The sequence below is a fragment of the Lacinutrix gracilariae genome, from assembly GCF_042684485.1.
GTDB classification, from domain to species: domain Bacteria; phylum Bacteroidota; class Bacteroidia; order Flavobacteriales; family Flavobacteriaceae; genus Oceanihabitans; species Oceanihabitans gracilariae.
In genome coordinates, this window is sequence record NZ_JBHULM010000011.1 from 1,658,102 (window position 1) to 1,670,853 (window position 12,752).

The 12,752-nt window shown below is 33.9% G+C and carries 13 protein-coding genes; 2 read left to right on the forward strand and 11 right to left on the reverse strand.

From position 1 onward, the window contains the following. Nucleotide 1: 1 nt before the first annotated feature. From ACFSSB_RS14240 to kynU, 8 genes are all read right to left on the reverse strand, one after another. Entirely contained in the window at nucleotides 2-643 is a 642-nt protein-coding gene (locus tag ACFSSB_RS14240) for an O-methyltransferase (protein ID WP_379905413.1), read from the reverse strand. Nucleotides 644-732: 89 nt separating this feature from the next. After that, nucleotides 733-1,818 carry an amidohydrolase family protein gene (locus ACFSSB_RS14245; RefSeq protein ID WP_379905415.1) on the reverse strand — a complete coding sequence of 362 codons (1,086 nt, stop codon included), beginning with the start codon at nucleotides 1,816-1,818 and terminating at the stop codon, nucleotides 733-735. Between the two features lie 98 nt (nucleotides 1,819-1,916). Further along, nucleotides 1,917-2,450, reverse strand: a complete 534-nt coding sequence (locus tag ACFSSB_RS14250) for a 3-hydroxyanthranilate 3,4-dioxygenase (protein WP_379905417.1) — start codon at nucleotides 2,448-2,450, stop codon at nucleotides 1,917-1,919. Between the two features lie 145 nt (nucleotides 2,451-2,595). Next, nucleotides 2,596-3,378, reverse strand: a complete 783-nt coding sequence (locus ACFSSB_RS14255; protein ID WP_379905419.1) for an SDR family oxidoreductase — start codon at nucleotides 3,376-3,378, stop codon at nucleotides 2,596-2,598. A gap of 191 nt (nucleotides 3,379-3,569) precedes the next feature. Then, nucleotides 3,570-5,012 (reverse strand): aldehyde dehydrogenase, encoded by a 1,443-nt coding sequence (locus tag ACFSSB_RS14260; RefSeq protein WP_379905421.1) that lies wholly within the window; start codon nucleotides 5,010-5,012, stop codon nucleotides 3,570-3,572. 80 nt (nucleotides 5,013-5,092) lie between these two features. Next, nucleotides 5,093-5,527, reverse strand: coding sequence for a RidA family protein (locus ACFSSB_RS14265; protein WP_379905423.1), 435 nt, complete (start codon nucleotides 5,525-5,527; stop codon nucleotides 5,093-5,095). 432 nt (nucleotides 5,528-5,959) lie between these two features. Then, the gene (locus ACFSSB_RS14270; protein WP_379905425.1) at nucleotides 5,960-7,360 is read right to left on the reverse strand and encodes an FAD-dependent oxidoreductase; all 1,401 of its coding nucleotides are present in this window, start codon (nucleotides 7,358-7,360) and stop codon (nucleotides 5,960-5,962) included. Nucleotides 7,361-7,622: 262 nt separating this feature from the next. After that, nucleotides 7,623-8,894 (reverse strand): kynureninase, encoded by a 1,272-nt coding sequence (gene kynU, locus ACFSSB_RS14275; protein ID WP_379905427.1) that lies wholly within the window; start codon nucleotides 8,892-8,894, stop codon nucleotides 7,623-7,625. A gap of 118 nt (nucleotides 8,895-9,012) precedes the next feature. Here kynU and ACFSSB_RS14280 point away from each other — a divergent pair, with 118 nt between their 5' ends. Further along, nucleotides 9,013-9,432, forward strand: a complete 420-nt coding sequence (locus ACFSSB_RS14280; protein ID WP_379905430.1) for a (4Fe-4S)-binding protein — start codon at nucleotides 9,013-9,015, stop codon at nucleotides 9,430-9,432. A 134-nt stretch (nucleotides 9,433-9,566) separates the two neighbouring features. On the opposite strand, the gene ACFSSB_RS14285 is transcribed toward ACFSSB_RS14280, so the two are convergent. Next, entirely contained in the window at nucleotides 9,567-10,238 is a 672-nt protein-coding gene (locus tag ACFSSB_RS14285) for a hypothetical protein (protein ID WP_379905432.1), read from the reverse strand. 70 nt (nucleotides 10,239-10,308) lie between these two features. Here ACFSSB_RS14285 and ACFSSB_RS14290 point away from each other — a divergent pair, with 70 nt between their 5' ends. Continuing rightward, nucleotides 10,309-11,109 (forward strand): class I SAM-dependent methyltransferase, encoded by an 801-nt coding sequence (locus ACFSSB_RS14290; protein WP_379905434.1) that lies wholly within the window; start codon nucleotides 10,309-10,311, stop codon nucleotides 11,107-11,109. A gap of 42 nt (nucleotides 11,110-11,151) precedes the next feature. On the opposite strand, the gene msrA is transcribed toward ACFSSB_RS14290, so the two are convergent. Further along, on the reverse strand, nucleotides 11,152-11,808 hold the full coding sequence (gene msrA, locus ACFSSB_RS14295; RefSeq protein ID WP_379905436.1) for a peptide-methionine (S)-S-oxide reductase MsrA: 657 nt from the start codon (nucleotides 11,806-11,808) through the stop codon (nucleotides 11,152-11,154). Nucleotides 11,809-11,971: 163 nt separating this feature from the next. Next, nucleotides 11,972-12,751 (reverse strand): zinc ribbon domain-containing protein, encoded by a 780-nt coding sequence (locus ACFSSB_RS14300; protein WP_379905438.1) that lies wholly within the window; start codon nucleotides 12,749-12,751, stop codon nucleotides 11,972-11,974. Between the last annotated feature and the right edge of the window lies 1 nt (nucleotide 12,752).

Consider the following 12,752-nt stretch of genomic DNA (forward strand, 5'->3'; position numbering starts at 1 on the left):
TTTACTTTTTTCTGCTAATGGTTAAGCCATCTCTAATTGGTAATAATACCGTTTCTATTCTGTCATCATTTTTTAATAAGGTATTAAACTCTAAAACGGCCTTGGTTGAGGTATCTTTATCGTTTAAGGGTTCTATAACTTTTCCGTGCCATAATACGTTATCAGAAAGTATAATGCCTCCAGGCTTTAGCTTATCTATAATTAAGTGAAAGTAATTAACATAGTTAGGCTTGTCTGCATCAATAAAAACAAGATCAAAAGTTTTATCTAATGTTGGTAAAATATCTATAGCGCTACCTAGGTGTTGATGAATTTGTGTTCCGTAACCAGATTTGTCAAAATACTTACGCTGAAAATCTTCTAACTCTTCATTGATATCAATAGTGTGAATTTCGCCTTCTGCTTGTAAACCTTCAGCTAAACATAATGTAGCATAGCCTGTAAAAGTTCCTAATTCTAAAATAGATTTTGGTCTTATTAATTTAGAAATCATACTCAAAACACGACCTTGATAAGGTCCTGAGAGCATAATAGGTTGAAGTATTTTTTGGTAGGTTTCACGTGTAAGTTGTTGCAATAATTCAGGTTCTTCTTGGCTGTGTGCAACTACGTATTCGTCTAGTTTTTCTGGTAAAAAGTACATGGTATTGTTTTGTCAAGCACAGTTACAGCTTGTTAAAAATATAAGTTTATAAAGCTTCGTTAACTGTGCTAGTTGATATGGTTTTAAGTTTAGCCTAAAATGCGTTTTACTAGTTTATCTTTTGCAACTTGATCATCTCCGCATAGCCATTGTATAACATTATCTTCCCAAATAGCATCTCTTTCAGATTCTGTAATAATTTTACTTTCTATTGCTAAATCTAAAATTTTACCAGGATAAGAGCTTTGTTTTTCGCTTTCCATTTCTCCTAAAGGATAAGGATCATCTAATCCCATTAAAACCTGTTTAGAGCCTTGGTTTTTTAATAATAAGTCAAGACCTCCAGTATCATGTACAAGTGTGTCAAAAAAGATGTTTTTATGTCCTACAGCTTTTCTTGGATGGCTTTTGCCTTCAAATAAATCTGGTCTACCATCAAAGCCTTGAATACGTCGTCCTAAGTTTATTTGTGCTAATTGTCCACCATGCGCAAAACAAGTTCGCATATTTGGGTATTTATCTTGGTAACCATTTAAGGTTAAAAAGTGATAGGCATCTGCACATTGTGCAAGCATCCAAATTAGGTGAAAACGCCAAGAAGTATTTTCTAGTTTTATAAATTTTTCACCATCATAAGGGTGTATTTCTACAGCAAGATTATACTTGTTAGCCAATTCAAAAATAGGTTCATTTTCTTCATCAAAAATACAACGCCAAGTACCAATAGTATCCATGTAATGGGTTGGTAGGCAAAGTAGTTGTAAGCCTAATTCTTCAACACAACGTTCAATTTCCCAGCAAGCACCACGTACAAAACCAGGATGTACAACAAAGCCACAAGTAAATTTACTTGGGTTTTCATGCTGTATTTTGGCATTAAAATCATTTTGAAACTTAAGGGCTTGCTTCATTTCTTCTACACGCAAACCATTACCATATAATTGCGATAGGTTTAAAACTACAGCATGGTCAATTTTAAAACGTTCCATCCAAGCTAGTTTTTCATCTAAAAAGAAACTAGAATCTGTAATTGGTCTGTTCCAATCTTTTTGAAGCATAAATTTTCGGTCTTTATCTACCCAAAAAATCTCTTTGTCTTTCATAAACTGAGGGATTTCTTCAGGATATGGCAATAGGTGTGAGTGACCGTTAATTCTAAGTTTACGTTTTTCCATTTTGTGTTTTCTGCAAAGGCAGGAATATTTTTAATGTCATTTCGTTTTATAAAACATTTTGCCGTGAAAAAGGCTCGCAATGACAGGTTGGTTTCTATTTAATCTAATGTTACTTTTTGTGGTGGTTGCATTACTTCTCCACAATTTGGGCAAGTACGCTTTTGTTTGTCACCATAATAGGCATCAAAAATTTTAGGCATATCTGTTTCTATATTGTCTAGCGTAAAATCTTCTTCATATAGTTTGGTAGTACAATTTTCACAAAACCATAATAAAGCATCTTGAACGCCTTTTTCTCTAGGATATTCAATGACTAAACCAACGGTATTTGCTCCACGTTGCGGAGAGTGCGGAACTTTAGGAGGTAATAAAAATATTTCACCTTCTTTAATTGTGATGTCTTTTGGAGTACCATTATCAATTACTTTTAATACAATATCACCTTCTACTTGATAGAAAAACTCAGGTGTTTCGTTATAATGGTAATCCTTTCTGCTATTCGGTCCTCCAACAACCATAACAATAAAATCACCATCTTTCCACACCACTTTATTACCAACAGGTGGTTTTAAAAGATGTCTGTTTTCTTCAATCCAAGCTTTAAAATTTATAGGCGGAAATAATGTACTCATAGTATAATATTTTGTTATTCCTGCGAAGGCAGAAATCTATTTAATAATTTTTTTGTTTTGGATTCCGCATCAAGTGCGGAATGACAAAGTTGTATAAAGTTAATAATAACTTTTCAATTTATGAGATATCAAATCAAGTTTGATATTAAAGACTTTTTGTTCTTCCTCCATCAACCGGAAGGTTAATTCCGTTAATGTACGCAGCGCGTTCACTAGCTAAAAAAGTAATAGCACTTGCTAACTCTTCTGGTTTTGCAAAACGCTTTGCAGGCACTGCACTTTTCATAGCATTGGCAGATTCTTCTTCGGTATTTCCTGTTTTAGCAGATTTGTTTTTTATAATTTCTGCTAAACGATCGGTTCCTGTAGCTCCTGGTAAAACATTGTTTACTGTAATGCCAAATTGACCAAGCTCATTAGCTAGCGTTTTGCTCCAGTTAGCAACAGCACCACGAATGGTATTACTAACACCAAGACCATCTAAAGGTTGTTTTACAGAAGTAGAAATAACGCTTATAATTCTACCAAAACCTTCACTTTTCATAAACGGAACCACTGCTTGTGCTAATACATGGTTGCATTTTAAATGTTGCGTAAAAGCGCTTTCAAATTCTTCTAGTTCTGCTGAAAAAACAGGTCCTCCTTTTGGTCCACCTGTATTATTAACCAATACATGAAAACCATGCTTGTCTTTTACGTAAGCGTTTACTTTTTCTTTTAATTCCTTCGGATTAGAAAAATCGGCAACAATATAATCGTGATCTCTATGTTGCGGTAATGCACTTAATGTTGCTTTTAGCTTGTCTTCATTTCTAGCAATAAGGGTTACTTGTACACCTTCTTCTGCTAAAGCTATTGCTGTTGCTTTTCCTATTCCTGCTGTGCTTCCGCAAACTAATGCGTATTTGTTGTTAAGTTGTAAGTCCATATTTTTGTCATCCTGAACTTGATTCAGGATCTGTTTAATGTTAATTTAATTATTTTTTTAACCCTTCTGTCTTCCATTTCTTTTAGGAAAGGGAAGGAGATTGTAACGTGTAATAATTTTTAATTTTATTTCAATGTTTGCTTAAATTATTCATCTAGTTTCTTCCCTTTGGGAAGACGGAAGATGGGCTTTTAGTATTTTATGCAAACATTCTTCGCTTCGGTAAAAAAGCGTAGCGCTTCAAAACCACCTTCACGACCTACACCTGAGGCTTTTACACCACCAAAAGGCGTACGTAAATCACGCATCATCCAAGTGTTTACCCAAACAATTCCTGCTTGTAATTGGTTGCTCATGCGTATGGTACGTTTTAAATTGTTGGTCCATAATGTAGCTGATAATCCGTATTTTACTTTGTTAGCCATGATTAGCACTTCATCTTCGTTGTTAAAAGGCATTATAGTAACCACAGGACCAAAAATTTCTTCTTGATTTACTCTGCAATCATCACTTTGTACTTCAATAACGGTTGGCTCTAAATAGTAACCATTTTCATACCCTTTTACAGTCACTTCATTTCCTCCACAAAGGATGGTTCCGTTTTCTGTTTTGGCTATTTCTATATATTCTTTTACTTTTTCAAGATGAGGTTTAGAAACTAAAGCGCCAATATTGGTTGTTTCTTCCGATGGATGACCAACTTTTAAAGCCTTTATTTTGGCAACAAAATCTTTCTTGAATTTTTCATAGATCGAAGCTTCTACAAAAATTCTGCTTCCGCATAAGCAAATCTGTCCTTGATTGGCAAAAGAAGAACGTACTGTTGTGTTTAGCATGTCTTCATAATCACAATCTGCAAAAATGATATTTGGATTTTTTCCTCCCAATTCTAAAGACAGTTTTTTAAACATAGGAGCTGCTACTTTTGCTATATGTGCTCCTGTAGCTGTTCCTCCTGTAAAGCTAATTGCTTTTATGTCTTCATGTTCTATAATGGCTTGCCCTGTAGAGCTTCCAAGTCCATGAACAATATTTAAAACGCCTTTAGGTAAACCAGCTTCATTACAAATTTCACCTAATAAATAAGCTGTCATTGGTGTTACTTCGCTTGGTTTTGCAACCACGCAGTTTCCTGCAGCAATTGCTGGAGCGATCTTCCATGTAAAAAGATATAGAGGAAGGTTCCAAGGAGAAATACAACCAACAACACCAATGGGTTGACGTAGCGTGTAATTGATGGCTTGCAGACCAACACTTTCGTGGCTTTCACTTGCAAATTGTGTGATGGCGTTTCCAAAGAATCTAAAATTACTTGCTGCTCTTGGTATGTCTACTGCTTTTGCAAGACTTATAGGTTTTCCGTTGTCTTTACTTTCTGCTTCTGCAAAGCGTTGTAAATTAGTTTCTAGTAAGTCGGCTATTTTTAATAATATGCTGCTGCGTTCTTCTAGTGTTGTTTGTGACCAAACAGGAAAAGCAGATTTTGCAGCGATATATGCATTTTCTACATCTTCTTTAGAGGAGTTGGGTATTTGTCCGTAAACTTCTCCATTACTAGGATTATAGTTGTCTATCCAATGATTTTCAATTGGATTGTGAAAATTTCCGTTTATGTAGTTTTTTATATTTTCCATTTTTTTTGTTTGGTCGAGCGCAGTCGAGACCTGTTTTAGTAACCTCTCGACTGCGCTCGAGGAGACATTAGATTTAAATGTTAGTTGCCAACATAAGCCATAACCTTAATTTCTACTACCAAATCTGGATGAGGCAATTGGTGCACAGCAACTGTTGTTCTGGTAGGTCCTGTTTCTTTTTCAAAAAACTCTGCGTATGCTTTGTTGTAATCTGCAAAGTCATTCATATTTACTAAAAAGGAAGTAACATCAACAACGTCTTTTAAACTAGCACCAACTTTTTTAAGATTGGTGTCAATGTTTTTTAAAACTTCTTGTGTTTGCGTATAGGCGTTTAGTTTTTTTGTTCCCATTTCGTCAATAATATCTACTCCAGCAATACTGTTGTCTGCTCTACGAGAACTGGTTCCTGAAACGAAAATGAAATCGCCAACTTGTTTTACGTGTGGATATGCTCCTCTTGGTGTTACCTTCGTTCCTGCGGAAGCAGGAATCTCATTTTTATTGTCACTCATCTTTTTATTTTTTGTCCTCCTGAACTGGTTTCAGGATCTAGTATTTATTGGTTTCCTTTTATTGTAAAATGTCACACTGAGCGCAGTCGAAGTGCTTATTTACTTATTCTTTTTTGGCTGTTCGAAAATAAATCAAAAAAAAATCAAGCCTAAGGTTTTTCTTTCTGTTCATTTTGTCTTGATACAAAACGAACCAAAAAATCACGATCAAGCCAAGGAATTTTCAGTTTAATAAACTGAAACCGATTTGAAAACTCCGCGTCGAACTACGTTCTCCTGTTTTCGGAGCTTTTCTTCATCTATTCTTCGCCTTGATGTTTCAATTCTTACGAATTGATAAAGGACTTTTACTTTTAGTTTGTTTCTGTTAGCTCAAAGTTTTTTACTTTTTTGCTCACTGCTCACTGCTCACTGCTCACTGCTCACTGCTCTCTATTTCAATCCTGCAATTCTGTCGTCTTGCAAAATGTCTTCCGTTTCTTTTTGTACTTTTTTTAAGATACTATTTAAATCTTCGGTTGTTGTAATTTCTTTGTCCACTAATAGATTTAAAATTGCTTTATCTTGCGCTCTTCCTTTGGTCATTGCTGTGTAATACGGAATGTCTTCCTTAAAGGTAACCATAGAATATTTTGAAAAATAAGCATTTGGAAATTCTTTTTCTAAAGCCATTTCTATTGCACGTTTTTCTTTAAAAATAGGATTAGCAACGTGGTCACGCATTTCGTAATAGTTATCTATTGCTAAATCTGCAATGGCATCTGTATCTGCTTTTCTAGTTTTTTCGTAGACTTTAAAAATGGTTTCCCAATCGCCTTCATGTTGCTCTAAAATAGCGTCAAAAACGGTTACGTCTTCAAAGGAAGCATTCATACCTTGTCCGTAAAAAGGAACAATAGCATGTGCTGCATCACCTAGTAACACGTTTTTATTTTGATAGTGCCAAGGCGAACATTTTACGGTTCCTAAGGCTCCTGTAGGGTTGTTGGCAAACTCTTCGGCAATATTTGGAATTAGTGCTAAAGCATCAGGAAATTGCGTGGTAAAGAATTCTTTTATAGAAGCTTCGGTAGAAAGATTATTGAAATTGTATTTTCCTTCGTCATAACTTAAAAACAATGTTACTGTAAAGCTTCCGTCTAAATTAGGAAGTGCAATTAACATATAATCACCTCGAGGCCAAATGTGCAGATAGTCTTTACTAATCAGGTGCTTTCCTTCCGCAGAAGCGGGAATTTCTAACTCCTTATAACCATGTGTTAAATAGTTTTGTGAGTAGCTAAATAAGAATTTGCGTTCTAAATAATAGCTTTTTCTTAAGGAAGAACCAGCACCATCTGTACCAAAAAGAACATCTCCTTTTACCTGAAACTCGGTTTTGGTTTCGTAATCGTATAAAGTAGCAGTGTTGTTTTCAATATCAATTCCTTCGCATTTTTTATTAAAATGAATGGTAAGGTTATCGTACAGATCTGCTTCGGTTAAAAGTAACCCGTTTAGTTCACCACGAGAAATAGAGTTAATATATTCATTTTCTCTTCCTGAATAGTTAGAAGGAAAGGTGTTGCCTTCGGCATCATGTATTAAGCGTCCATACATGGGAATGCATAACGGTTTTACTTTGTCTTCAACTCCTGCTAAACGCATGGCTTTTAAACCTCTGTCTGAAAGCGCAAGATTTATAGAGCGTCCTGCAGAAATATCTGTAGTACGTAAATCTGGTCTGCTTTCATACACGTTTACTGTGTAACCACGTTGTGCTAAACGCAAGGCTAGGAGAGAACCACATAGTCCTGCTCCAATGATAATTATGTTCTCTTTTTTATTACTCATGTTTTTTATTTCCGCGAAGGCGGAAATCTCCTTTGTTTTAATATTCTGTTCATTTTGTCTTGATACAAAACGAACCAAAAAATCACAGTCAAGTCAAGGAATTTTTCAGTTTTACAAACTGAAAACCGATTTGAAAACTCCGCGTCGAACTGCGTTCTCCTAATTTCAGAGCTTTTCTTTATCTATTCTTCGCCTTGACGTTCAATTCTACGAATTGATTTGGGACAAGACTAAATTATATAGTTTGTTTCTTGACTCATAATTATTTATTCAATATCTCTTTCAATTTTTCAACCATTCTGTAAACATCTTCAAACGTATTGTATAATGGCACAGGAGCACAACGTATAACATCTGGTTCTCTCCAATCTGTAATAATATGTGCTTCGGTTAGTTTTTTATGTAAACTCTTATCGGCATCTTTTACTTGTATAGATAATTGGCAACCACGTTCTTTAGGGTTAGAAGGTGTGATTATTTTTATCTTTTCGTTATTCAATTCGTTAATTAAAAACTCAAAATAGCCAGTTAATTTTTCAGACTTTTCACGTAGTGCATCCATACCAACTTCGTTAAACATATCTAAAGAGGCTTTAATAGCTGCCATTGATAATATTGGCGGATTACTAAGTTGCCAACCTTCTGCGCCAGGAATAACGTCTAAGGGTTGCCTCATGTTAAATCTAGTAGATTTATTATGACTCCACCAACCAGCAAATCGTTTTAAATCTTTATTATGTGCGTGTTTTTCATGCACAAAAAGACCACCTAAACTTCCTGGTCCAGAATTTAAATATTTGTAAGTACACCAAGCGGCAAAATCTACTCCAGAATTATGAAAATCTGGTTTTATATTTCCTGCTCCATGCGCTAAATCTATACCAACCATACAGTTTTTAGCATGCCCTAAATCTGCAATTTTCTTTATGTCTAAATATTGTCCTGTATAATAATTAACACCACCAATAAGTAGTAATGCTATTTCATCACCTTGTTCTTCTAAAATAGTTTCTAGATCTTCTATATGTAGCAGTTCTTCACCTTCTCTAGGTTTCCATTCTATAACACCTTCATTGGCATCAAAACCATGGAATTCTAATTGGGTTTGTACTGCATATCTATCACTAGGAAAAGCATCACTTTCAATTACAATTTTATATTTTGTTTTTGTTGGTTGGTAAAAGCTTACCATTAACAAATGTAAGTTGGTGGTTAAGGTATTCATGATCACCACCTCTATAGGTTTAGCACCAACAATTTTTGCCATAGATTCGGTTAAGAATTCATGGTAAGGCATCCAAGGGTTTTTAGCTTCAAAATGACCTTCAACACCAAAATTGGCCCAATCTTTTAGTTCTTGTTGAATATATTCTTGTGTACTTTTTGGTTGTAAGCCTAAAGAGTTTCCTGTAAAATACAGCCAGTCATTTCCGTCTTTGTCTTTAGGAATATGAAATTGGTCTCTATAGTGTGAAATTTGGTCGTTTTGGTCTTGCTCTTTGGCGTAATCTAGACCTTGTTTGTAGTTAGACAATGTGTGTTGTTTTTCGGTTTCCAACAAAAATAAGAATTATTATTTTAGGAATGAAGCACAAAAAATAGCATTCTTAAATCTGCAATTTTTTGTATCTTTAAGATTAAAGCAATAGGTTATGGGGAAAGTAAAAGAATATACAAACGGAGAAGTTACAGTAGTTTGGGAGCCTGAAAAATATATTCATTCTGCTATTTGTGCAAAAGGATTACCAAAAGTTTTTAAGCCAAAAGAAAAACCATGGATAAAAATAGATGCAGAAAATACCGAAGCTATTGTTAATCAAGTGAAAGCATGTCCTTCTGGAGCTTTAGGTTTTTATATGAATGCGGAAAAGGATAATACTGCAGAACGTCTTGAAACGAAAGTAGAAGTACTTGAAAACGGACCTTTGTTGGTTTATGGTACCTTAAAGGTGACACATAAAGATGGAAAACAAGAAATTAAAAATAAAACCACTGCCTTTTGTAGATGTGGTTTGTCTTCCAATAAGCCATTTTGTGATGGTACGCATACCAAAGAAAACTTTGTAGGTTAGCAGTTTAAAAGCATAAAAAAACGCCTTGTAAAATATTCTACAAGGCGTTTTTCAATTTATATAGACGCAATAAATATTGCGGAGGGTATTTTATATACGTAACAAAGAGGTACTTTGGATGTTTTATTTTAAAATTAATTTAAATCTATTGTAATATTGGTGAAATTAAGGTTCCAGTTCTCCTCTTTTTTAATGTGATCTTCAGCAATGTAAATACCATTAAAATTTTTATAGTTTTCAAAAGTAGTAATTAAGGAAGGTGCTTTAGCATTGCCTTTTCTGTAAATCCATTCTTTAATAATATAGTCGTTATCATAATAAAAATCATACGCATCACCAGGAGTGTATCCTCCTTCATTAGAATACGTTAATGTAATCTTGTTTAATATGGTGTTGCTTATGGGAGTTCTCTCTTTTGTAGGTTTTGTAATTGTTGTTCCGCTATCCCAAACCAATTGAAAAGGTGCAAGCAGCCAAAATTTATCATTTATAAAACTTTGATCTGCTTTAATAGTAGTACTGTCTATACTTTTTCTGTTGTATGTAATGGTGTCTTGCTTGCTAATTAGTGTAACAGCATCTGTTTTAGTGTTCCAGGACCAAGATCTTTCAAAATGCGTACTGTCTTTATCTACATTAAAAGTAAAGGAAATGTTTGACACGTTTTTAAAATTTTCAAAACCATGAGCATTGGCTATTTTTTCTGCAGTAGTGAGTGTTTTAAGCGGTTCTTTTTTTGCTTCTTTTTTACAAGAAATAATAATAGAAACGAAGAGGAATAGAAGTAGTGATTTTTTTGTTTTCATTTTACAGCTTTCTTCAAATATAAAGAAGTTTGTTGTTTATGTCTTATTTTAGATTTTTAAAACAAACATTATGGAAGCAAAACCAGATTATTTTAAAGCTAATAAAGCTACGTGGAATGACAAAGTAAAAGTACATGCAGCAAGTGATATGTACGATTTAGAAGCTTTTAAAAAAGGAAAAAACTCCTTGATGCCTTATGAATTAGAAGCACTTGGAGATGTTTCCGGAAAAACGCTTTTGCATTTACAATGTCATTTTGGGCAGGATACTTTAAGTTGGAGTAGGTTAGGTGCAAAATGTGTTGGTGTAGATTTAAGTGATGCCGGAATTGCTTTAGCAAAAGATTTAAATGCAGAGTTACAGCTTGATGCAAGATTTGTTTGTTGTAATGTTTTAGATACTTCTGCACATGTAAAAGAAACCTTTGATATTGTTTTTACCAGTTATGGTGTGATTGGTTGGTTGCCAGATTTAAAACCTTGGGGGAAAATGATTGCCGAAAAATTAAAAACAGGAGGAACGTTTTTTATGGCAGAATTTCATCCTATAGTCTGGATGTTTGATTATTTAGATGAAAAACCACAAATGAAATATGGTTATATGCAAGAAGAAGTGATTTACGAAGAGTATGAAGGTACGTATGCAGATACAGATTCAAAAATGACAAGCAAAGAGTATGGTTGGAATCATGGGTTAAGCGAAGTTATTAATGCTTTAACTGAAGCAGGATTGCATATAGAATACTTAAACGAATATGATGCTTCACCTTACGATGTGTTGCCAAACTTAGAAGAGACAAAGTCTGGAATGTATGTTACAAAAGATAAGTTGTATCCTTTGATTTTTACGTTAAAGGCAACAAAGTTATAGTATAACAACCTGCAAGGTTTTTACCTTACAGGTTGTTTTTAATTAATGTGCTTTTTTTAAAACCTCAGGCATTTTAGCTTGAAACTTTTTTAATCTAGGAATAGATACACCTTGAATATATCTGTTTTCTGGGTGAAGTCTCTCGTAGTTTTGATGGTAGTCTTCTGCAATCCAAAATTTTTGAAAAGGATACACTTCTGCCGCTACAGGTTTTTGTAGTTTTTCTGCTAATGCTTTCTTTTTACTTAATATAATTTGCTTTTGTTCTTCATTCTGATAAAAAATTATAGAACGATATTGTGAGCCTTTATCTGGACCTTGACCATTTACTTGTGTAGGGTTTTGTGAAGCAAAATAAACATCTACTAGAGTTGCAAAGCTTACCATTTTTGGGTCGTAGATTATTTCTACTGTTTCTGCATGTCCAGTTGTACCTGTGTTGCTATCCTCATAAGTTGGGTTTTCTGTATGTCCGCCTGCATATCCAGAAATAGATTCATCAACACCATTTACACTTTCAAAAACAGCCTCTACACACCAAAAACATCCACTAGCAAAATAAGCTTTCGCTTTTCCGTTTTCTAATGCGACCTCTATTGGTTCTGCTTGTATTACAGCTTGCTGTTTGGTGTTTACTTGCGCGTTGTTTTTACAGCTAAATAATATGCTTAGTACAAGTACTATTTGTAGTTTTTTCATATTCAAATTTTAATTCTTAGTCGTAAAATTATCTAGATTTTACATCTTTTTTAAAAAAGATTGCTTTGGTGTAGTAGTTCTAGCTAAGAACAATTTTAAATATGTTGTATAAAAAAAGCCTTTACAAAAAGTAAAGGCTTTTAAATATAATTTTAAAAATGGATTATAGTTTAGCAAACATTTTTTCCATTTTTTCTTTTTGTTCTTCAGCTAAAGCAGCATCTACTAAAATACGTCCACTGTGCTCATCTGTAATAATTTTTTTACGACCAGCAATTTCTACCTGTACTTGTGGTGGAATAGTAAAGTAAGAACCACCAGCAGCACCTCTTTCAATTGGCACAACAGCTAAACCGTTTTTTACATTTACTCTAATTCTAGTGTAAGCAGCAACTAAACGATCTTCAATAGATTCTTTATACTCATCTGATTTTTTGATAAGTGCTTTTTCTTCTTTTTCTGTTTCTGCCAAGATAGCATTTAATTCACCTTGTTTGTGTTTTAAATGTGTTTGACGAGCTTTTAAGCGATCTTTAGTTTCAGAAATAACTTCTTTCTTTTGCTCAATTTGCGCTTTAAACTCTTTAATGTGCTTTTCTGCTAATTGAATTTCTAATTCTTGAAATTCAACTTCTTTGGTAAGTGAGTTAAACTCTCTGTTATTTCTAACATTTTTTTGTTGCTCAGCATATTTTTTAATTAAAGCTTTAGCTTCTTCAATTAAATTCTTTTTTGAGTCAATGTCACTATTGATAGATTCTAAACTTAATTCAAGTTTTTCTAATCTTGTATTTAAACCAGCAACTTCATCTTCTAAATCGCGAACTTCTAAAGGAAGTTCTCCGCGTACGTTTCTTATTTCGTCTATGCGAGAGTCTATTAGTTGTAAATCATACAATGCTCTTAAGCGCTCTTCTACAGTTACTTCTTTCTTTTTTGCCATA